Source organism: Klebsiella pasteurii (assembly GCF_018139045.1).
Classification (GTDB): domain Bacteria; phylum Pseudomonadota; class Gammaproteobacteria; order Enterobacterales; family Enterobacteriaceae; genus Klebsiella; species Klebsiella grimontii.
The window spans coordinates 839,569-860,834 of record NZ_CP073236.1 but is presented as its reverse complement, the minus strand read 5'-3'; the positions used below and the strand labels follow the sequence as shown (position 1 = coordinate 860,834).

Annotated in this window: 22 protein-coding genes; 13 read left to right on the top strand and 9 right to left on the bottom strand. The window is 56.8% G+C overall.

What is annotated here, in order from left to right; translation table 11 throughout:
* The first annotated feature begins 18 nt into the window (after positions 1-18).
* Complete coding sequence (locus tag KCG39_RS04110; protein WP_049115541.1) at positions 19-2,391, top strand: membrane-bound PQQ-dependent dehydrogenase, glucose/quinate/shikimate family; 2,373 nt, start codon at positions 19-21, stop codon at positions 2,389-2,391.
* Positions 2,392-2,564: 173 nt separating this feature from the next.
* Positions 2,565-2,843, top strand: a complete 279-nt coding sequence (locus tag KCG39_RS04105) for a hypothetical protein (protein ID WP_211811555.1) — start codon at positions 2,565-2,567, stop codon at positions 2,841-2,843.
* Between the two features lie 51 nt (positions 2,844-2,894).
* Here KCG39_RS04105 and KCG39_RS04100 read toward each other — a convergent pair whose 3' ends face one another.
* From KCG39_RS04100 to cybB, 3 genes are all read right to left on the bottom strand, one after another.
* A complete protein-coding gene (locus KCG39_RS04100; protein ID WP_049115543.1) occupies positions 2,895-4,013 on the bottom strand; it encodes an S-(hydroxymethyl)glutathione dehydrogenase/class III alcohol dehydrogenase in 1,119 nt (372 codons plus the stop codon).
* A 22-nt stretch (positions 4,014-4,035) separates the two neighbouring features.
* Entirely contained in the window at positions 4,036-4,311 is a 276-nt protein-coding gene (locus KCG39_RS04095) for a metal/formaldehyde-sensitive transcriptional repressor (protein ID WP_004101746.1), read from the bottom strand.
* A 169-nt stretch (positions 4,312-4,480) separates the two neighbouring features.
* Positions 4,481-5,008, bottom strand: coding sequence for a cytochrome b561 (gene cybB, locus KCG39_RS04090; RefSeq protein WP_004120888.1), 528 nt, complete (start codon positions 5,006-5,008; stop codon positions 4,481-4,483).
* 225 nt (positions 5,009-5,233) lie between these two features.
* Between cybB and KCG39_RS04085 the strand changes: the two genes are divergently transcribed.
* Both KCG39_RS04085 and KCG39_RS04080 read left to right on the top strand, forming a co-directional pair.
* Complete coding sequence (locus tag KCG39_RS04085) at positions 5,234-5,476, top strand: DinI-like family protein (RefSeq protein ID WP_004120890.1); 243 nt, start codon at positions 5,234-5,236, stop codon at positions 5,474-5,476.
* 21 nt (positions 5,477-5,497) lie between these two features.
* Entirely contained in the window at positions 5,498-5,662 is a 165-nt protein-coding gene (locus KCG39_RS04080) for a hypothetical protein (protein WP_004120892.1), read from the top strand.
* A 132-nt stretch (positions 5,663-5,794) separates the two neighbouring features.
* Here KCG39_RS04080 and KCG39_RS04075 read toward each other — a convergent pair whose 3' ends face one another.
* On the bottom strand, positions 5,795-5,992 hold the full coding sequence (locus KCG39_RS04075; protein WP_004120895.1) for a hypothetical protein: 198 nt from the start codon (positions 5,990-5,992) through the stop codon (positions 5,795-5,797).
* Between the two features lie 279 nt (positions 5,993-6,271).
* Here KCG39_RS04075 and ydfZ point away from each other — a divergent pair, with 279 nt between their 5' ends.
* The gene (ydfZ, locus tag KCG39_RS04070; protein ID WP_004120898.1) at positions 6,272-6,475 is read left to right on the top strand and encodes a putative selenium delivery protein YdfZ; all 204 of its coding nucleotides are present in this window, start codon (positions 6,272-6,274) and stop codon (positions 6,473-6,475) included.
* Between the two features lie 66 nt (positions 6,476-6,541).
* Here the strand turns inward: ydfZ and KCG39_RS04065 are convergent, their stop codons facing one another.
* Entirely contained in the window at positions 6,542-7,513 is a 972-nt protein-coding gene (locus KCG39_RS04065; RefSeq protein WP_004120903.1) for a GGDEF domain-containing protein, read from the bottom strand.
* A gap of 132 nt (positions 7,514-7,645) precedes the next feature.
* Complete coding sequence (locus KCG39_RS04060) at positions 7,646-8,569, bottom strand: LysR family transcriptional regulator (RefSeq protein WP_185910507.1); 924 nt, start codon at positions 8,567-8,569, stop codon at positions 7,646-7,648.
* Positions 8,570-8,658: 89 nt separating this feature from the next.
* Between KCG39_RS04060 and KCG39_RS04055 the strand changes: the two genes are divergently transcribed.
* Both KCG39_RS04055 and gap read left to right on the top strand, forming a co-directional pair.
* The gene (locus tag KCG39_RS04055) at positions 8,659-9,153 is read left to right on the top strand and encodes a GNAT family N-acetyltransferase (RefSeq protein WP_004120909.1); all 495 of its coding nucleotides are present in this window, start codon (positions 8,659-8,661) and stop codon (positions 9,151-9,153) included.
* Between the two features lie 255 nt (positions 9,154-9,408).
* Positions 9,409-10,407 carry a type I glyceraldehyde-3-phosphate dehydrogenase gene (gene gap, locus KCG39_RS04050; RefSeq protein ID WP_004120910.1) on the top strand — a complete coding sequence of 333 codons (999 nt, stop codon included), beginning with the start codon at positions 9,409-9,411 and terminating at the stop codon, positions 10,405-10,407.
* Positions 10,408-10,648: 241 nt separating this feature from the next.
* On the opposite strand, the gene aldA is transcribed toward gap, so the two are convergent.
* Together aldA and KCG39_RS04040 are read right to left on the bottom strand one after the other, a co-directional pair.
* Complete coding sequence (aldA, locus tag KCG39_RS04045; RefSeq protein WP_004120913.1) at positions 10,649-12,088, bottom strand: aldehyde dehydrogenase; 1,440 nt, start codon at positions 12,086-12,088, stop codon at positions 10,649-10,651.
* Between the two features lie 276 nt (positions 12,089-12,364).
* Positions 12,365-13,156, bottom strand: coding sequence for a YdcF family protein (locus KCG39_RS04040; protein WP_049112216.1), 792 nt, complete (start codon positions 13,154-13,156; stop codon positions 12,365-12,367).
* Positions 13,157-13,566: 410 nt separating this feature from the next.
* Here KCG39_RS04040 and KCG39_RS04035 point away from each other — a divergent pair, with 410 nt between their 5' ends.
* The 6 genes from KCG39_RS04035 (at position 13,567) to KCG39_RS04010 (ending at position 20,258) form a co-directional block, all read left to right on the top strand.
* Positions 13,567-14,841, top strand: coding sequence for a Glu/Leu/Phe/Val family dehydrogenase (locus KCG39_RS04035; RefSeq protein ID WP_004120918.1), 1,275 nt, complete (start codon positions 13,567-13,569; stop codon positions 14,839-14,841).
* Between the two features lie 177 nt (positions 14,842-15,018).
* Positions 15,019-15,450 (top strand): MarR family winged helix-turn-helix transcriptional regulator, encoded by a 432-nt coding sequence (locus tag KCG39_RS04030; protein ID WP_004120921.1) that lies wholly within the window; start codon positions 15,019-15,021, stop codon positions 15,448-15,450.
* The gene (locus KCG39_RS04025; RefSeq protein ID WP_087829463.1) at positions 15,450-17,102 is read left to right on the top strand and encodes an MFS transporter; all 1,653 of its coding nucleotides are present in this window, start codon (positions 15,450-15,452) and stop codon (positions 17,100-17,102) included. Before KCG39_RS04030 ends, KCG39_RS04025 begins: the two co-directional genes overlap by 1 nt.
* A 19-nt stretch (positions 17,103-17,121) precedes the next feature.
* Entirely contained in the window at positions 17,122-18,207 is a 1,086-nt protein-coding gene (locus KCG39_RS04020) for an HlyD family secretion protein (protein WP_004120925.1), read from the top strand.
* Entirely contained in the window at positions 18,204-19,583 is a 1,380-nt protein-coding gene (locus KCG39_RS04015; protein ID WP_142468227.1) for an efflux transporter outer membrane subunit, read from the top strand. Before KCG39_RS04020 ends, KCG39_RS04015 begins: the two co-directional genes overlap by 4 nt.
* Positions 19,584-19,598: 15 nt before the next feature.
* Entirely contained in the window at positions 19,599-20,258 is a 660-nt protein-coding gene (locus KCG39_RS04010) for an O-methyltransferase (protein ID WP_049115430.1), read from the top strand.
* Between the two features lie 144 nt (positions 20,259-20,402).
* Here the strand turns inward: KCG39_RS04010 and KCG39_RS04005 are convergent, their stop codons facing one another.
* Entirely contained in the window at positions 20,403-21,248 is an 846-nt protein-coding gene (locus KCG39_RS04005; protein WP_142468226.1) for a hypothetical protein, read from the bottom strand.
* Positions 21,249-21,266 lie beyond the last annotated feature (18 nt).

The following is a 21,266-nucleotide window of genomic DNA, read 5'->3' as shown; positions in this document are numbered from 1 at the left end:
GGTGGTGAAGGAGAAAAAATGGCAACTGACAACGCGCCGCGAGGGTTCCCCCGGATCCTACAGTGGCTTCTCGCCGGGCTGATGCTGATCATCGGCCTGGCTATCGGTATTCTTGGTGCGAAGCTCGCCTCCGTCGGCGGGACGTTCTATTTTGCGCTGATGGGCCTGGTGATGGTTATCGCCGCGGTGCTCATTTTCCGCAGCCGCCGCGGCGGTATCATGCTGTACGCCGTTGCGTTTGTCGCATCGATCGTCTGGGCGATTAGCGACGCGGGCTGGACCTACTGGCCGCTATTCTCCCGCCTGTTCGCCCTCGGCGTACTGGCCTTCCTTTGCGCGCTGGTCTGGCCGTTTCTTTCCCGCCAGCCGGCGAAAAAAGGGCCGGCATTTGGCCTGGCTGCGGTGCTCGCCGTGGTGCTGCTGGTCAGTTTCGCCTGGATGTTCAAATCCCAGCCGCTGGTCAGCGCCAGCGAGGCGGTGCCGGTTAAACCGGTCGCCGCAGGCGAGCAGCAGAAAAACTGGGCGCATTGGGGCAACACCACCCACGGCGACCGTTTTGCCGCCCTCGACCAGATTAACAAACAGAACGTCGACCAGCTGCAGGTCGCCTGGATCGCCCATACCGGCGATATTCCGCAGAGCAATGGCTCCGGCGCGGAAGACCAGAACACGCCGCTGCAGATTGGCGATACGCTTTACGTCTGTACGCCCTACAGCAAAGTGCTGGCGCTGGATGTCGATAGCGGCAAAGAGAAGTGGCGCTACGATTCAAAAGCCACCGCCCCCAACTGGCAGCGCTGCCGTGGTTTAGGCTATTACGAAGATAGCCAGGTTCAGGTTTCCCCTGCCGCCGACGCGCAGCCGGCCGCCTGCTCCCGTCGCCTGTTCTTGCCTACTACCGATGCCCGCCTGATCGCTATTGATGCCGACAACGGCAAACTGTGCGACGCCTTTGGCGACCACGGTATCGTTGATCTGAGCATTGGCATGGGCGAGATCAAAGCGGGTTACTACCAGCAAACCTCCACGCCGCTGGTGGCGGGTAATGTCGTGGTCGTTGGCGGTCGTGTGGCGGATAACTTCTCCACCGGCGAGCCTCCGGGCGTCGTTCGTGCCTATGACGTCCACACCGGGAAACTGGCGTGGGCATGGGATCCGGGCAACCCGGCGCTGACCGGAGAACCGCCGGCAGGCCAGACCTATACGCGCGGCACGCCGAACGTCTGGTCCGCCATGTCCTACGACGCGAAGCTGAATCTGATTTATCTGCCGACCGGTAACGCGACGCCGGACTTCTTTGGCGGCGAACGTACCGCGCTTGACGATAAATACAGTTCATCCATCGTGGCCGTTGACGCCACGACCGGCCAGGTCCGCTGGCATTATCAAACCACCCATCACGATCTGTGGGACTTCGACCTGCCTTCCCAGCCGCTGCTGTACGATCTGCCTGACGGTAAAGGCGGCACCACGCCGGTGCTGGTGCAAACCAGTAAGCAGGGCATGATCTTTATGCTTAACCGCGCCACCGGTGAACCGGTCGCTAAAGTCGAAGAACGTCCGGTTCCGGCCGGCAACGTTAAAGGCGAGCGCTACTCGCCTACCCAGCCTTACTCCGTCGGTATGCCGATGATTGGCAACGAGACGCTCACCGAGTCGGATATGTGGGGCGCGACGCCTGTCGACCTGCTGCTGTGCCGTATCCAGTTTAAAGAGATGCGCCACCAGGGCGTCTTCACCCCGCCGGGCGAGGACCGTTCGCTGCAGTATCCCGGCTCGCTGGGCGGGATGAACTGGGGCAGTGTATCGGTTGATCCGAATAACAGTCTGATATTCGTCAACGATATGCGCCTTGGCCTCGCCAACTATATGGTGCCGCGCGCCAAAGTGGCGAAGGACGCCAGCGGTATCGAAATGGGGATCGTGCCGATGGAAGGCACGCCGTTCGGCGCCATGCGCGAGCGTTTCCTGTCGCCGCTGGGTATTCCATGCCAGAAACCACCGTTCGGCACCATGTCAGCGGTTGATTTGAAAACCGGCAAACTGGTGTGGCAGGTTCCGGTAGGCACCGTTGAGGACACCGGCCCGCTGGGGATCCGCATGCATATGCCAATCCCCATCGGCATGCCGACGCTGGGTGCGTCGTTATCCACCCAGTCCGGTCTGCTGTTCTTTGCGGGCACTCAGGACTTCTACCTGCGCGCGTTTGATACCGCCAACGGGAAAGAGATCTGGAAATCGCGTCTGCCGGTCGGCAGCCAGTCCGGCCCGATGACCTACGTATCGCCGAAAACCGGTAAACAGTACATCATCATCAACGCGGGCGGCGCTCGCCAGTCGCCGGATCGCGGCGATTACATCATCGCCTACGCGCTCCCGGAGCAGAAGTAACCCTCAGGGCCCCCAATCGGGGCCCTTTTTGCTGGCAAAGTACCTAGTCTGGGTTTTGCCCGGTGGCGCGATAGCAAAATCGTCTGCGCATCTCCCCCCAGCAAGCCATTCTTATTCCGTCATGTTATTATTGCGAATGGTTATCAATAATAAATACTGAACAAGGATAATGGATGAAGCGTTCAACCTGCCGCCTGCTCGCAGGCGCCATCATGTCGATAGCGGCCGCCTCGGCTCAGGCGTTAAAAGCCCCGGAAGTGGACCTGCGCGATCCGACGATTTGGCAAGAGAAAGCGATGTCTCCGCTCACCGCTCACCCACAGCCCTGCGAGGTGTTCAGCGGCCCGCACTGCGCGGTCTGGGAAGATGAGAAATCGGATATTCAACGTGAACGGGAGCGCCGGGAACAGCGGCGCTGGCAGAATGGTTATGAAAACCTGCGGCGGGAATAATCCCGCTAAAACGATAACCCGGGCACGCCCGGGTTATTTATTATCTGAAAATCAATTCTCGCCGAAATGAATAACGGTACGAATGGATTTACCTTCGTGCATCAGGTCAAAGGCTTCGTTGATGCGATCCAGCGGCATGCGGTGGGTAATAAACGGATCGAGACGAATTTTCCCCGCCATCGCCTCTTCAACCATTCCCGGCAGCTGCGTGCGCCCTTTCACGCCGCCGAACGCGGAGCCGCGCCAGACGCGCCCGGTCACCAGCTGGAATGGACGGGTTTTAATCTCCTGACCCGCGCCAGCGACGCCGATAATCACGCTTTCGCCCCAGCCTTTGTGGCAGCACTCCAGCGCCGCGCGCATCACGTTGACGTTACCGATACACTCGAAGCTAAAGTCGACCCCGCCGTCGGTGAGTTCAACAATCACATCCTGAACCGGCTTATCGTAATCATGCGGGTTGATAAAGTCGGTCGCGCCCATCTCTTTCGCGAGGGTGAATTTTTCCGGGTTGGTATCCACCGCCAGAATGCGCCCGGCTTTCGCCTGTACCGCGCCCTGGATCACCGCCAGGCCGATCCCGCCGAGGCCGAAGACGGCGACGGTATCGCCCTCTTTTACTTTCGCCGTATTGTGCACCGCGCCGATACCGGTCGTGACGCCGCAGCCCAGCAGACATACTTTATCCAGCGGCGCCTGCGGATTCACTTTTGCCAGCGAAATTTCGGCCACCACGGTGTATTCGCTGAAGGTGCTGGTGCCCATATAGTGATAAATCGGTTCGCCGTTGTAGGAGAAACGCGTGGTGCCGTCCGGCATCAGGCCCTTACCCTGGGTGGCGCGGACCGCCTGGCAGAGGTTGGTTTTGCCTGATTTACAGAACTTACATTCGCGGCATTCGGCGGTATACAAAGGAATAACGTGGTCGCCCGGCTGCAGACTGGTCACGCCTTCCCCGACTTCGACGACAATCCCGCCGCCTTCATGGCCCAGCACCGCCGGGAAAACGCCTTCCGGATCGTCGCCTGAGAGGGTAAAGGCATCGGTGTGGCATACGCCGGTATGGGTGATCTTGACCAGCACTTCGCCTTTTTTCGGCGGCGCGACGTCAATCTCAACGATTGAAAGCGGCTGACCCGGGCCAAACGCGACGGCTGCACGTGATTTCATATCTCTCTTCCTCGTGGTGATTTTATTTTAAATAGGATCGTAGCAGATGCCCGACTTCCGCCATTCTGGCGGCGCGCTGATCGGGCGTCGTTTCGCCGCTGACCAGTTCGTCCTGTAGGTGAATTTCCACCATCTCCCCCATCAGTCCGTTAGCGGCGCCGCGTATTGAGGCGATTTGTTGCAGAATAGTCATACAGGGTTCGCCGGATTCAAGCGCCCGCTCAAGCGCTTCAACCTGGCCACGAATGCGCCGCACCCGGCTGAGGGCACGCTTTTTATCTTCAGGTGAATGTGGCATGGTTTCGCCCTCCATATCATATAGGGGGGTATACTATATTTATTATTGCCTTGAGGCAAATGGCTTCGCCGCTTTAACCGTAGCATAGCGGCGAGAATTTGCGCTTAGCTGAAGTTGAGGATCCCGAAGAAAGAGACAAAAAAACCCGCCGAAGCGGGTTTATCGAGGTTTAACGCCTGCGCGGCATCATCCGCAGCAGCGTGTTATCTTTCCACAAATAGTGGTGCATCAGCGCCGCCAGCGCGTGCAGGCCGATAATAAAGTAGCCGGTATTGGCCAGCACCTCATGCCACTCTTTCAGGGTATCCACCAGCTCAAAGTTGCTTTCCGCCGCGTGCGGCATGGTCAGGCCAAAAGCAAACCAGGGGTTGCCGCGGTAGTACATCATGACCATGCCGATGGCCGGCAGCGCGATAAACAGCAGATAGATAACCAGATGCCCAAGATGCGCGAAGCCGGTCATCATCGGTGACGGTTTAGGCACAATCGGCGGCGCCGGAGATTTGAGGCGCACCAACAGACGCACCACCATCAGAACAAAAATAGAAATCCCGCAGGAGACGTGGATCATATTAAAAACGGGCCGCTCGCTGCGGGGGAAAAAGCCCCGCAGCTCCATCGCCGCGTAAGCGCCAATCACTAAAAAAAAGACCAGCCAGTGGATACCTATTTGTAGACCAGTGTATTTATCGCGCATGAGAAACCCTTAATAAAACGGTGATATCGCCAACATAAACACCTTTTATTAAAAATTCATTAACTTTTACGTACTTATAAAAAAACAATTGCCGGTTTCGCGCAGATAAAGCAAAAGTAGCGGGTTATCTGCGGAGCAGTAGTACGAGGAACGTATACCGCAACCTTGACGCTGTATATAATCACAGTACAATACGGTTTGCTATTATCATCAATGGGATAAAAAATGTTCGTAGAGCTGATTTATGACAAGAGAAATTTCGAAGGATTAGCCGGCGCTAAAGAGATCATTCTGACGGAATTGACGAAGCGAGTGCATCGCATTTTTCCCGATGCCGACGTTCGCGTTAAACCGATGATGACGCTGGCCTCCATCAATACCGACGCCAGCAAGCACGAGAAAGAACAGATCAGCCGCGCCGTGCAGGAAATGTTCGAAGAAGCCGACATGTGGATGCAGGAAGATTAACGGGCGATATTCGAGGACAAAATGAATACCTTCACCATTATAGCCATCCCCTTCTTCGCCGCAGCGATCGTCATGCTGACATTGGGGACAACCAGGAAAAGTCGTGCCTGCGCTATCGTGGGCGGCGTTTTGCTGGCCGCGACCGTGGTCAACGCGGTGACGGGCATGGCGCTACAGGGCGGGTAAGAGAATGAGTTTTGTTTGGTACATGGCGCTGATATGCGTTGCGATCGCCTATCTCATGATGCGCTTTCTCCCTGTTTAACCCCGGGTTTTCGCATACCCGGGCTTCATATAGCGTTCTTTTTACCGGCGGGATCATAACCCCTTACGCACCAGCGTCGCCGCCTGTTTAAAAATCTCGTCCTCGACGCCGTCCCCCTTCTGTCTTCCCAACCTCACCAGTTCTTCGACAATACTTTCCCGGTTAATAGGCTTCTGCCCAGAAACCAGGCCAATCACCGCCGCGCCGATGGCAAGACCAATCAGCCCCGTTTGTTCGTCTTTGTTCTTCATCGTTCCGCTCCGTTATGCCCGAAAAAAGTTTAGCAGCCGCACTCGCGACTGCAACCCGAGCATCCGCAGGCTTTGGCGCCAGCTAAAGCGACTTCAGAGGCCATACGGATACAGGATCAGGCAAAGCCGGCCTCAGGCGCGTTAGCCTGCTGCGGGACGCTAAAAAGTGTGAAGTTGATCAAAAACAACAAAATGACGGTCTGAGAGGCGTATTTGTATTACCGCCGCGCCGGGGCAGCCCGGAGCGTGACGACACGATGATGAAAAGGAGAAATAACCATGATCACATACGATCGTAACCGCAATCCTATTACCAACGGCAGCCAGGTGATGATTAATGGGACGGGCAAAACCGGTAAAATTATCGCTATCCATTCTACGGATTTAACCCCAGCCCAGCTGCGTCGAACTAAGACCGTTGAAGTTGAAGGGGCTGAAGGGAAGTTTGAACCGGTTGAACTGATCCGCCTTGGTCTCCACTAAGGAGGCGACAGCCGCTGCGGCATCGCCCAAACGCCGGCTATCGGCTGGCGATGCCCGGCAGTTTTACTACCGACGTTCCGCGCCATGGCTGCTCTTCGCCTGATACATGCGTCGGTCCGCCACCGCAACAATCTCATTGAGGCTATGATGCGCATCGGGATCGTATTCAACGCAGCCCCATGAGAACGCCAGCTGCCACGGATTGCCCGCCTGCTGATTGTACTCCGCGACGTTCTTGCTAAGCTGCTCCATCGCCTGGCCAGCGGCGTGCTGCGAGGTATTGGCAAGCAGGATGATAAATTCGTCGCCACCCTGCCTGGCAATTAAATCCGACTCTCTGAAGGTGGCCTTCATCAAATCAGCAATCGCCCTCAGGGCTTTATCTCCCTGTTCATGACCCCAGGTATCGTTAATCAGTTTAAAGCGATCGAGATCGATAAAGATGAGGCTCGCTGGTTCATTCCGCCGTCTGGCGGTCAGCAACGCGTACTCCGCTAACGACATAAAGCCCCGGCGGTTGAATAGCCCCGTCAGCTCGTCAGCGGTCGCCGCATCCAGCACCTTGAATTCATCTTCAACGATGGCGGCCAGGTCGCTTAAGATTTGTATTTCATGAACGGAGAAAGCGCGCGGCTTGTGATCCATCAGACAGAACGCGCCGACCGTCGCGCCGTCAGGCAGCTGCACCGGGTATCCGGCATAAAAGCGGATAAAAGGCGCTTCGGTGACCAGCGGGTTATCGTGAAAGCGCAGGTCCTGCTGCAGGTCGTTGACGATTAAAGGATCGGTTTGCAGGATAGTATGCGCGCAGAATGTGATATCCCTCGGCAGGGTATCCACATCAAGTCCGGCGCAGGATTTTACGTGCAGGGTGTTTTCCCCCACGAGGCTAATCGAAGCCACCGGCAGATCGTAGAGCGTACGTGCAAGCCTGGTCAGGCGATCGAAACGCTCTTCTTTTCCGCTGTTTAATAATCCGGATGTCCGCAGCGATTGCAGACGGCGCAGTTCATCTGGATGAAGTCCGGCTAATTTCAATTTTTCTCTCTTACGTTATCAGGATAAATGACGCAGCGCTTACCAATGAAACGCGCATCAGGCTGTTAACAAACGATTCACATGTGTTATCTGATGAGTTAAGCATATATCGCTGGCTCGTCAAACGAGACATCAGGCGCGTTCTGCCGCAGCCCACTCCCTCAGCTTCGCTTTCAGCCACTGGCTCGCGCCGCGCTGCCCGCTCCGCTTATGTGAATAGATTTTCACTTCGAATGGCGGAACCTCAAACGGTAATTCAAAAACCTTCAGCTTCGCCGCGCCGAGCATTTTTTCCGCTGCGGAGCGCGGTATCGCCATAAGCAGTTCACTTTGCGCAATAATGAAGGGCGCGCTCAGCATAGAGGGTGTTTTGATGGTGATATGCCGCGCAAACCCCATTTTCGCGAGCTGTACGTCGAGAATCCCCTGGCTTTCATTCCACGGGGTGACCACCAGATGCTGGGCTGCCAGGTAATCCGCCAGCGTTAGCCGGGACCGGCTGGCGTGGCTTATTGCAACATAATCATCTTTTAGCCAGCAGATCTCATCCAGCTCCGGATGCTCTGCTTCATGCAAGGCGCTAAACCCCAGCGCTAAATCCACCTCGCCGGCCAGCAGTTCCGTCAGCGCCGGGCTGTGCGGCAGATAGCGCAGCTCGAAACGCAGGCCTGGCGCCTGTTGCTGCAGCCTGGGCATCAGCGTCGGGAAAACGCACTGCGCGGTAAAATCCGTGATCGCTATCTGTAAGCAGTCGGTACTGGCCGAGGCGACAAACTTCGGCTGCGGGGTCAACTCCTGATCTAAAAACTTTAACGCCGAGGCAATAGAAGGCGCGAGCTGGGTGGCGAACACGCTGGGGCACATACGATGCCCTTCGCGATAGAAAAGCGGGTCATTGAGCGCGGCGCGCAGCCTGGACAGCGCGTGGCTTAACGCCGAGGTGCTCATCGCCAGCTCTTCCGCCGCCAGGCGTACCGAACGATAACGGTAGACCGCCTCGAATACCGGGAGCAGATTCAAATCAAGACGACGCAGAGCTGGATGCATAATATTCATCATTGCGTGATTTCATTGCACTTAATTCTTCTAACCTTAACGTTTATGCTTTGCGGTATCAAACTTACGATGGCACAACAGGTACTCCAATGAATATGACCATTCGTCAGGCCAGCCCGGCGGACGCAAAAGCAATTTATGACATGATTTACGAGCTGGCGGTGTATGAAAAGGCGCCGGAACAGGTGGTCACCACGGTTGAAGAAATCCAGGCATCGCTTTTCGCCAGCGACAGTAAAACGGAAGCGCTAATCTGCGAGATTGACAGTAAGATCGCCGGCTACGCGGTGTTCTTTACCAGCTATTCCACCTGGCTCGGCCGCAACGGCATCTATATGGAAGATCTCTACGTCACTCCCGAGTTTCGCGGCCGCGGTGCAGGAAAAGCGCTGCTGAAAACCATCGCTCAGTTGGCGGTAAAAAGAGAGTGCGGTCGCCTGGAGTGGAGCGTGCTCGACTGGAACCAGCCGGCCATTGATTTTTATCTGAGCATTGGTGCCGTTGCGCAAAGTGAGTGGGTTCGCTATCGCCTTGACGGCGCCGCGCTTGCCGCTTTTGCTGAACTGGGCGGGAACGCCAAATAATCGGCCACCAGGTGGGCCCTTCCTGGGCCCACCTTTTCAATCCCTTGCCAATATGCCCGTGGCGTATAAAGCTGAAACAAAAAATTATTAACCGTTAACACCCCGCCCGCAACCCACCGAATTTATTCACTTTTCCGTTCGCGTTTTTATCAGCATTTAACGGCGCCGCAAAAATCGTTGGTTGCCCTATTCCGGCAGCTGAACTAAGCCTGGAGAAGTTTTTACCTGACAGTTCAACTGACCTGGAGATTCTTCATGAGTAAACTCGGGATTAATGGATTTGGGCGTATTGGACGTTTAGTGCTGCGCCGGTTACTGGAGGTTAACAGCCCTTTAGAGGTCGTGGCGATTAACGACCTGACATCACCTAAAGTGCTGGCCTACCTGTTAAAGCATGATTCAAACTACGGGCCTTTCCCATGGAGCGTAGATTTTACTGAAGATGCGCTGATCGTTGATGGCAAAAAAATTACCGTTTTTGCGGAAAAAGAGGCTCAGCATATTCCGTGGAAAGCGGTAGGCGCCGAGCTGATTGTCGAGTGTACGGGTTTTTATACCTCCGCGGAAAAAGCGCAGGCGCATCTGACCGCCGGCGCGAAAAAAGTACTGATCTCCGCGCCCGCTGGCGATATGAAAACCATTGTCTATAACGTTAACGACGACACGCTGGACGCCAACGATACAATTATTTCCGTGGCCTCCTGCACCACCAACTGCCTGGCGCCGATGGCGAAAGTGCTCCATGACGCATTTGGCATTAAAGTGGGGACCATGACCACTATTCACGCCTATACCGGTACGCAATCGCTGGTTGACGGCCCGCGCGGCAAAGATCTACGCGCTTCCCGAGCGGCGGCGGAAAATATCATTCCGCATACTACCGGGGCGGCGAAAGCCATTGGGCTGGTTATTCCAGCGCTGAGCGGCAAGCTGAAGGGCCACGCCCAGCGCGTACCGACCAAAACAGGGTCGGTGACTGAGCTGGTGTCAGTGCTGGAGAAAAAGGTCTCCGCCGAAGAAGTCAATCAGGCGATGAAAAATGCGGCGGCGAACAATGAATCATTCGGTTATACCGAAGAAGAGATCGTTTCATCGGACGTCATCGGCAGCCATTTCGGTTCAATTTACGATGCCACGCAGCTGGAGATTGCTGAGGTTGGCGATCTGCAACTGGTGAAAACCGTGGCCTGGTACGATAACGAGTATGGCTTCGTTACCCAGCTTATCCGGGTGCTGGATAAATTCGCGAAGTAAGTCGCAGACGGTTCGGCACACGTAGCCCGGACAGATGCGCAGCATCGCCTCCGGGAAATGATGCCATCCTGCGCTCTGTTCCCCGGGCGGCGCAGAGCGCCTGCCCGGGCTACGGGTACGTGCGCCTGCGTTTGGGTAGTTTAGGTAGCCCGGGTAAGGCGTCAGCCGCGACCCGGGGGCGATCTGCGGGCTGGACAGCCCGGAAAGATGCGCAGTATCGCCACCGGGAGACGCTGCCGACTCAGGCCTGCAGATAGACCACCTGGGTTTGCAGATACTCATTCAGACCGTGACGTCCGTCGGCGCCGCCAATGCCCGATTTACGCCATCCGGCATGGAAACCCTGCATCGCTTCGAAGTTTTCGCGGTTAATATAGGTTTCGCCAAATTTTAGCCCCTTGATCGCCTTCATTGCGACGTTCAGGTCGCGGGTATAGATCGACGACGTCAGCCCATAATCGCTATCGTTGGCCATCGCCAGCGCCTCTTCAAGGGTATCAAACGCCACCACCGGCAGCACCGGACCGAATGTCTCTTCATGCACGATATCCATCTCCTGGCGCACATCCAGCAGCAGCGTTGGCGGATAAAAATAGCCCCTCCCCGTCACCGCTTTACCGCCAAGGGCGACGCGCGCGCCCTGGGCAACCGCTTTTGCCACCTTCTGCTCAACGCGCTCCAGCGCGGCGGCGTTAATCAACGGCCCCATCGCGATATCGTCGCGTGCCGCCGGATCGCCAAACTGTACCGCCTTCAGCGCTTCGCCAAGGCGATTAACAAAGCGATCGTAAATGCCCTTTTGCACGTATACGCGCTCGACGCAGTTGCACACCTGCCCGCTATTGATAACCCGAGAATCCACCACCGCCTTAACCGCCAGCTCAAGATCCGCATCATCCATCACGATAGCAGGTGCTTTCCCGCCCAGCTCCAGACACACTTTAGTGATGTTTTTCGCCGCCGCGGCCATAATCTTCTCGCCTGCAGCGACGCTGCCGGTCATGCTGACCATCGCTACTTTCGGATTGCCCGCCAGCTCCTGGCCTACGGTTTCGCCGCGGCCCAGCACCAGGTTAAAGACCCCTTTCGGTAGACCAATATCATGGACGATTTGCGCAAAAACGATGGCGTTATTCGGCGTAAATTCACTCGGTTTAATGACGATGGTATTACCGGTAATCAGCGCCGGCGCCAGCTTGCGGGCAATCAGGAAGAACGGAAAATTCCACGGCAGGATACCGGTCGTCACGCCCAGCGCGCGCTTGAATACCAGAATGTTCTCCCCCGGGCGGTCGCTCTGCACAATTTCACCTTCATAACGGCGCGCCCACTCGGCCATATAATCAAGATAATCGGCGGTAAAAGAGACCTCCACCGCCGCCAGCTGCTGGATTTTTCCGCCCTCGGCGACGATAAGCGCGGCGATCTCTTCCGCACGTTGGCGGATACCGGCAGCGATTTTGCGTAACCATCCCGCGCGCTCAATCGCCGGCAGGGCTTCCCAGCCAGGCTGCGCGCGCTCGGCGGCGAGAATCGCTCGCCTTGCATCTTCCGCGCTGCCGTCGGGGATCCGCGAAAGCAGCGCTTCCGTCGCCGGGTTGATCACATCAATCCACGCATCACCGCGGCCGGGTTCAAACTGGCCGTCAATATACATAGGGTGTTGAACGGGTGCTGTCATGGTCTGCTCCTAAGGATTATTGTTTTTAACAGGTGAACTAGATGTTAAAAACTATCGTCCATAAGGCAAAGAGACAGCATGAGGGCTTGTTTTTGTGAGATATTTCATAAAAACAGATGAAGCTAACGCGCAAAAAATCACAATTCAATAACACGATCTGCCCGTTTGCGATACCGCCAACGCAAACGGGCAAATTTCCCGACGCCGGCGACCATGCCAGGCGTCTAAAGGAGGAAGAAACGCGAACCAACAGCGATGAAAAGCGCTTATGGCTACCTAAGCCAGCTGCCGCGCGCTTAGCGCATCGGAGAGCAGACGGTCGTCGCGCAGCGTCTGCCACGCCTGAGCAATGTGCGGCGGAATATCCACATGGGCGATAAAATCCTTGCCTAACGGGCCGTAGCCCTGCGGGTTATCCGCCAGCCGCGGCGGTTCGCCGAGGATCAGCGCCAGATAGCGCCCCACCGGCCACAGACCCGTATCTTCCCCACCAAACGTGACACCGTCACGCCTGTTACGCAATACCGGCGCGCACCCCGGCGTGCTGTACCACGTCGGCGCTCGCGGATCGTCTTGCCAGACGCGGGCAAACGTCGCCATCGTTCTGCGCTGCATGGTCGGATCCTGAATCACCACCCCTGTACGATGGGCAATGCCCCTCTCCTCAAGCATTTCCCGGGTAAAGCGCGCGTTCTCTCCGCAGTTGGTGGAGCGATCCTCCACCACGATGTGTTGGCGCGGAATGGCCCAGAACTGATGGGCGATGTCGGCCAGGATATGCGCTTCGGCGCGATCCCTTACCGCGATGGCGCGGTAGCGCGGGTCGTTTAACACCGACTGGTATAAAAACGAAGTGGAGTGACCGATACCGCCGCTGATCAGCAGCGGAACCGCGTGCTGCGCCGCCAGCCGGCAGGCGAAATCGATGGTCGGGATCACTGCGTTGCCAGCCAGCACCACCACCTCTATTTGCGGATCAACGGGCAAATCATCCTGCGCCAGCCAGGCTCCCAGCTGGTTCGCCGCGGCCAGTACCGATTCGGGTAGCGATGGAAAATGTTCTGACATGTTTTCTCCTGTTAACACTCTCAGCCGTAGATTAGCGGCCACCATCTTAGACGCTGGCGCGAACTTTGGGTAATAAAGCGCGAATAGCGCACCCACGCCTCTTAAGCAACAAAGTCAACACATCTGAATAGCGTTTTATTCACTTTTTGAAGAGGGTCAAGAATCTAATAAATAGGGAGAAAGGGTCACAACTACGGCTTTAATGCACAAAAATGCATATTCATCCATGAAGAGCGTTATTTTACGTTTTTTTATTCACAAAAAGCTGAATCCCAGCCGCAACGACAGCATATTCTGCATTTTTGCCAAATACCGTCCCATTAAATTGGTGATAACATTCTCGTTACAGAGTTTATAGCTGTACCTTTCCACGGTTAACAAAATAATTATCACTGCGAAACAGGACTCTTATGGAAAAGTTATCTTACGCTTCTGAAAGTAGTACATCTCCATGGACCACCTACCTGCGCCAAATCGATCGCGTCGCGCCCTACCTCGGCGATCTCGCTTTCTGGATTGAAACCCTGCGCCATCCGAAACGCGCGCTAATCGTTGATATCCCTGTGCAAATGGACGACGGTACTATCCGCCACTTCGAAGGTTACCGCGTTCAGCACAACCTCTCGCGCGGACCGGGTAAAGGCGGCGTGCGCTACCATCCTGATGTTGATCTCAATGAAGTTATGGCGCTTTCAGCCTGGATGACCATCAAGTGTGCGGCAGTTAATATTCCCTACGGCGGCGCCAAAGGCGGCATCCGCGTCGACCCGTTCTCATTGTCGGAAGGTGAACTGGAGCGTTTGACCCGTCGCTATACCAGCGAGATCGGCATTATTATCGGGCCGCAAAAAGACATTCCGGCGCCGGACGTCGGCACCAACGGCAAAGTGATGGCCTGGATGATGGATACCTACTCCATGAACCACGGCACCACCATCACCGGCGTGGTCACCGGCAAGCCTATTCACCTGGGCGGTTCGCTGGGCCGTGAAAAAGCCACCGGCCGCGGCGTATTCGTCACCGGTCGCGAAGTAGCTCGCCGCAGCGGTATCGAAATCGAGGGCGCAAAAGTCGCGCTACAGGGTTTTGGTAACGTAGGTAGCGAAGCGGCCCGCTTGTTCGCAGGCGTCGGCGCACGGATTGTGGTGATTCAGGACCACACCGCCACCCTATATAACGAGGGCGGTATTGATATGGCCGCGCTGACCGCATGGCAGGCCGAGAACAAGCAAATCGCCGGTTTCCCTGGCGCCCGCGAAATTGCCAAAGAAGCGTTCTGGACGACGCCGATGGATATTCTGATCCCGGCGGCGCTGGAAGGCCAGATTACGCGCGAGCGCGCCGAAACCCTCAGCTGCAAACTGGTGCTCGAAGGCGCTAACGGCCCGACCTACCCGGAAGCGGATGATGTGCTAGCCGAGCGCGGCATCGTGGTGGTGCCGGACGTTATCTGTAACGCCGGCGGCGTCACCGTGAGCTACTTCGAATGGGTGCAGGATATGGCCAGCTTCTTCTGGAGCGAAGAAGAGATCAACGCCAAAATGGATCGTATCATGACCGATGCGATCGTTCACGTTTACGAAAAAGCGGTGGAAAAAGCGTGCTCTTTACGCACCGCCGCCTATATCGTGGCCTGTGAGCGGATCCTGATGGCGCGTAAAGATCGCGGTATTTATCCGGGATAATCCCTCTTCTCAGCCCGGTTAATGCCGGGCTTGAGACCAGCCCCCTCCTTTGCCCTTCGCAAGTCTTATTCCACATTAAACGCACATACCGTTAACCTGTTTTTACCAAACGGGCTTGAATTCTCGTTCTGGTCAGGCAAAAATCATTAGAGCTCTAACGATATTGCAGACTGGTCTATGGATAACCGACAGCTTAACTTTTCCCATCTTTTATATCTGACCGCCCACCACTGGCGCCTGGCGGTCAACCGCCGACTCAAGGACCTTGGCATGAGCCAGGCCAGCTGGGTCGCCGTTTCCGCCATCGCGCGCAACGAAAAGCCGCTATCGCAAAGCGAGCTGGCCCAGGAGCTGGGCGTCGAAAGCGCAACCCTCGTACCGCTGCTCAACCGGCTGGTCGATCTCGGTCTGGTCGAGCGGGTGAAAACCGAGCGCGATAAACGCAAACGGCTGCTGATTGCCACCGCCAAAGGCCTTGAAGTGTACCAGCAGGTGAAAACGGTGGCCGATGATTTGCGGGAGGAGATCCTTACCGCCATTACCCCCGAAGAGCAGCAGCAGACGCAGCAGGTACTGGAGAAGCTGCTGCGCGAGGTCGAGAAAAAATAATGCCTCGCCGACACGCCAATCCCTATATTCCTCACGACTGGGCCCCGCACGAAAAACCAGCGATCCTCGGCTCGCCGTCGACCCCGATCCACAGTACGCCAAAACGCATTGCCTACGGGATCGTCGGGCTGCTGGTATGCCTGACCGGCGCGTTGGGCAATGCGGTGGTGACCGCCAATCTACAGCTGTTGCAGGGTACTTTTGCCGCCTGGTCGACGGAGATTGCCTGGCTCCCGGCAGTCTACGTAATGACCAACGTGTCCATTAACCTGCTGCTGGTGAAGTTCCGCCAGCAGTTCGGCCTGCGCGCTTTTACCGAAGGTTTTCTCGTACTCTACGTGCTGGTGACCTTCTTCCACCTGTTCGTCAACGACCTGAGTTCCGCGCTGATGGTCCGCGCCGCCCACGGCATGGTGGCCGCGGCGCTAAGCTCGCTGGGGATTTATTATCAGGTGCAGGCCTGGCCCGCCCGCCATCGGCTCAAAGCGCTGACCATCGGCATCACCGGTTCATCGCTGGCGATCCCGCTGGCGCGCCTGTTCTCCACCGAGCTGCTGCAAATCGACGAGTGGCGCGGGCTGTACTTCTTTGAACTGGGGCTGGCGCTGGTGTCGCTGGCCTGTGTGATCGCCCTCAAGCTGCCGCCAAGCGATCGGAAAAAGGTATTTGAGAAAAAAGATTTCATCACCTTCTTTCTGCTGGCGCCAGGGATGGCGCTGGTCACTGCGGTGCTGTCGCTGGGGCGGCTGGACTGGTGGTTCGAAGCGTCGTGGATCGGCTGGGCGCTGGCGGGCGCTGTGGTGCTGATTGTCTCCGCGATTGCTTTTGAGCATAACCGCAGCAACCCGCTGCTCAATATCAAATGGCTCTCCAGCGGCAGTATTCTGCGTCTCGGGCTGATTATGCTGCTGATCCGTATCGTGCTGGCGGAGCAGAATACCGGCGTCATCGGCTGGCTGCAGTACGTCGGCCTGCAGAACGAACAGATGACCAACCTGGCGTGGTCGATTTTCGCCGGGATCCTCTGCGGTATTGTCGCCAGCTGTCTGACGCTCAACCCGCAGCGCCTCTACTGGCCCACCGCCACCGCGCTGGCGTTAATTATGGTTGGATCGCTGCTCGACAGCCAGTCGACGATCCTGACCCGCCCGGAGCAGCTGATGTTCAGTCAGTTTCTGCTGGGTTTCGGCAGCGCTTTCTTCCTCGCCCCGGCGATGCTGGCGGGGATTGGCGGGGTCATTGCCGACCAGCGCAACCTGGTGAGCTTCTCGGTACTGTTCGGCATGAGTCAGAATATCGGCGGCCTGCTGGGCTCCGCCATTCTCGGTACTTTCCAGACCTGGCGGGAGAAGTTTCACTCCAGCCAGCTCGCCGACCAGCTCACCACGCTCAATCCGCTGATTACCGAGCGTATACAGCAGTATAGCCAGATGTATCAAAGCCAGATTGGCGACAGCACCCTGCTCAATGTTCAGGCCACCATGCTGTTGCAAAACGCCGCCACGCTGCAGGCCAATATTCTCGCTTACAATGATACCTATCTGCTGACGGCGGCGATTTCAGCCGCCACGCTGGTATGGGTTTTCTGGCGCTTAATAAGATTACGTATTACCGCCCGTATCGCGCTGAAACGCGCAACGGGAAGTAAATAAAATTCACTCTGGAGTCATTATGAGTCAGCAGGATGCGGCCAAACAGCAGGCCAACACCCGAAATAATATTCGCATCGTTTCGATTTTCACCGCCGCCGCCATTGGCATCGTTGGCGTACTGGTTATTCTCTACGCCTGGCAGCTGCCGCCGTTTACCCGTGAAAGCCAGTTTACCGATAACGCCTACGTTCGCGGGCAAACCACGTTTATCAGCCCGCAGGTCAACGGTTATATCACCGAGGTTAAGGTTCAGGATTTTAATCAGGTGAAAGCCGGCGACGTGCTGTTCCAGATTGACGAGCGCATCTATAAGCAGCGCGTCCATCAGGCGCAAGCAACGCTGGCGATGAAAGAGGCGGCGCTGAAGAACAATCAGCAACAGCGCAGAAGCGCCGAGGCGGTCATCGCACGTAACGAAGCGGCGCTGCAGAACGCCCGCGCGCAGAATCTGAAAACCCAGGCCGATTTAAAACGCGTTCAGGAGCTGACCGCTGACGGCTCGCTATCGATTCGCGAACGCGATTCCGCCCGCGCCAGCGCGGCGCAAGGTACCGCGGATATCGAGCAGGCCAAAGCAACGCTGGAGATGTCACGCCAGGACCTGCAATCCACCATCGTTAACCGCGATTCGCTGCTCGCCGACGTCGCCAGCGCAAAAGCAGCGCTGGAGCTGGCGCAGATCGACCTGCAAAACACCCGGATTATCGCGCCGACTGACGGTCAGCTCGGGCAAATCTCGGTTCGCCTTGGCGCCTACGTGACCGCTGGGACGCATCTCACCTCGCTGGTGCCGCCGCAGCACTGGCTGATCGCGAATCTCAAAGAGACCCAGCTGGCGCAGGTGCGCGTCGGGCAACCGGTGACCTTTACCGTTGATGCGCTGAACAGCGAGAAATTCACCGGCACGGTGCAGAGCATCTCTCCGGCGACCGGCGTCGAGTTCAGCGCCATTTCCCCGGATAACGCCACCGGTAACTTCGTGAAAATCGCCCAGCGCATTCCGGTACGCATCGCCATTGATGAGGGGCAGAAGAACGGCCAGCGTCTGCGGCCGGGGATGTCGGTGCAGGTCACCATTGATACCCGCGCGGAGAAACAGCAATGATTCGTCCGCTCGCTCTCGCCGTTATCCTTGCGCTGGTCGGTTGCCAGTCCGCGGACGTTCAGCAGGCCGCGCCCGGTTTACAGATCCCTGCCGCCTGGCGGGCGGATGTCGGTCCGTCCAGCCCCGTTGAGGGCGTGTGGTGGCGCAATTTTCATGACAGCACGCTCAACCAGTATGTCGACCAGGCGTTGCGCTATAACAGCGACGTGCTGCTCGCTCGCGAACGGGTCAACGAGTACCAGGCCCGGGCCTACGCCGCCGATAGCAGCCTGTTTCCCTCGCTCGACGCCGGGTTGACCGGCACCCGCGCGCGGTCCCAGTCGGCGGCTACCGGGCTGCCCGTTCACAGTACGGTGTATAAAGGCGCGCTGACCGCCAGCTACGATGTTGATCTCTGGGGCGCAAACCGCAGCGCCGCCAGCGCGGCGCAAGCCGGCCTGGAAGCGCAAAAAGCCGCGGCCGCCGCGGCGAACCTGACCGTCGCCTCTTCGGTGGCGGTCGGTTACATCACCCTACTATCGTTGGATGAACAGCTGCGGGTGACGCAACAAACGCTAAAATCACGCGAAGACGCTTTCAACCTGGCGAAACGCCAGTTTGAAACCGGCTATACCTCGCGCCTGGAGCTGATGCAGGCGGACTCCGAACTGCGCTCCACGCGCGCGCAAATTCCGCCGCTGCGCCATCAAATCGCCCAGCAGGAAAATGCGCTCAGCCTTTTGCTCGGCGCCAATCCGGGCACCGTTAAGCGCAACGCGTTCGCGCAGCTTTCGCCGCTATCGCTACCTTCCCAGCTGCCGTCAACCCTGCTCAACCGCCGACCGGATATCGTTCAGGCCCAGCGTCAACTGGTGGCCGCCGACGCCACCCTGGCGTCATCGCAGGCGCAGCTGCTGCCGTCCATCAACCTTACCGCCACCGGCAGCCTGCAGGATCGCACCCTGCCCGACCTGCTGGATAATCCGCTACGCTTATGGAGCCTCGGCGGCAGCATTCTGGCGCCGTTGCTCAACCGCCAGGCGCTGAATGCTCAGGTCGACGTATCGATGGCCCAGCGCAATCAGGCGCTGTATAGCTATGAAAAAACGGTGCGCGCCGCGTTTAAAGAGGTGAACGACAGCCTCGATGCCATTAATCGCTACAGCGATCAGTTGGCGGAGCTACTTGAACAGGAGAACGTTGCTAAGGAGACGCTACGTATCGCCCAGAACCGCTATCGCAACGGCTACTCATCCTATCTGGATGTACTCGACGCCCAGCGCACGCTGTTTTCCACCCAGCTCAGCGTGGTACAGGTGAAAAACAACCTGCTGCTGGCGCAAGTTGATTTGTACCGGTCGCTGGGAGGCGGCTGGTCTGATTCATCAGGGATGTAATACGGGAAATCTGACATGCAACAACAGTGGTCGGCAGTAGATAATTATCTCGTGACAGCGTTAATCCCCACCGATCCGCTCCTCAGCCAGGTTCTGGCGAATAATCAGCACGCCGGGCTTCCGGCGATCGACGTCGCCGCCAATCAGGGGCAGTTCCTGGCCCTGCTGGTGCGCATGACGGGCGCCAAACGCATCCTCGAGATCGGCACGCTCGGCGGCTACAGCACGATCTGGATGGCCAGGGAGTTGCCCGTCGATGGTGAATTGCTCACCCTGGAGGCCGACGCGCATCATGCCGCCGTCGCGCGCGAGAACCTCCGTCTGGCAGGCGTGAACGATCGCGTTGCGGTGCTGGAAGGCCCGGCGCTGACCAGCCTGGAAAAGCTGGGCGATCGCCCGCCGTTCGATCTCATTTTTATCGACGCGGATAAACCGAATAATCCTGGCTATCTGCGCTGGGCGTTGCGCTATTCTCGCCCGGGGACAGTGATTGTGGGCGATAACGTGGTGCGCGACGGCGAAGTGACGAACCCGGATAGCGAGGACGACCGGGTGCAGGGCGTCAGAGCGTTTATCGACATGATGGGCAGCGACCCGCGGCTGACGGTCACGGCCCTGCAAACGGTGGGCAGCAAAGGCTGGGACGGGTTCACCCTCGCGTGGGTGAACGAATAATGAGTCTGAAAATCCGGATTGCGGCGCGAAGCTACAATCCGGATCATGTTAGCTATGGTGATGGGTTAATTCTGATAATGGATTACATATCAGATTGCACATGTCTTTTGCATCAGTGAGTGACATCCTTGTTTACAGAACAAATCATTGAGAATGATTCGGCTGATATTCAATCTGATAATTTACCTCTATTTCCCTGTCGGCCCCCGCGCGAGCTGTATCAGCTTCCCACCTGTTCTCCTGCGTGCAGTTTCCGACAACATCCCACCTTACGCATTTTTCCTCGAAACGGGAGCGATTTTCAGCCGTCAGTCCCAGAAGCAGGCTCGACAGCCAGCGCCCTTGTCCGTCCCAGCGCAGGAGTCGGGAACGTGACTCTTCGGTAACATGTGCTAAACGCCCATTGATATCGTGGTAATAGTCGACGATGATTGCCGCCGGAGAACCCGTGGGCTTTATCACTTCACGAATCAGGCGATTTTGATCGTCATAAAGATATTCCCAGGTCGTGGTTTCCAGCAGTTTGTCATCCATTTTATATTGGCCTTCTGCGCGGACAATTCGGCCCAATTCGTCGGTATAGTAATGTCGGCTATCGATGCTGGCCTTATTCGGATAAAAGCCGTCGATTCTCATCTCCGTCAGCCAGCCCTTTTGTTTATCACGGATGACAGTCGTTGTGCTTCGCATTGTCTTATTATTACCAATATCACGCTCTTCCGTTTCAGCGCGACTTTCCAGTTGCCCGCAGTGAGAAAGTGACATCGTGCCGGATGATTCATAACGATAAAGTTTTCCTTTACCGGAAAAGTGCACGCTAAGAAACTTCTCGCCCGGCATCATGGGCGGCATTTTTGTCAGAATCATATAGTTTGAACTATTGATAAATAACTGTTTTTCTGCACAAGTCGTCGTGGTCTTTTCATTAGCAAAGGCCGAAGAGCACGCTGCGGTTAAAATTGAAATCATCGTGACGATTTTTATATTCATATAATATTTACATCCCTT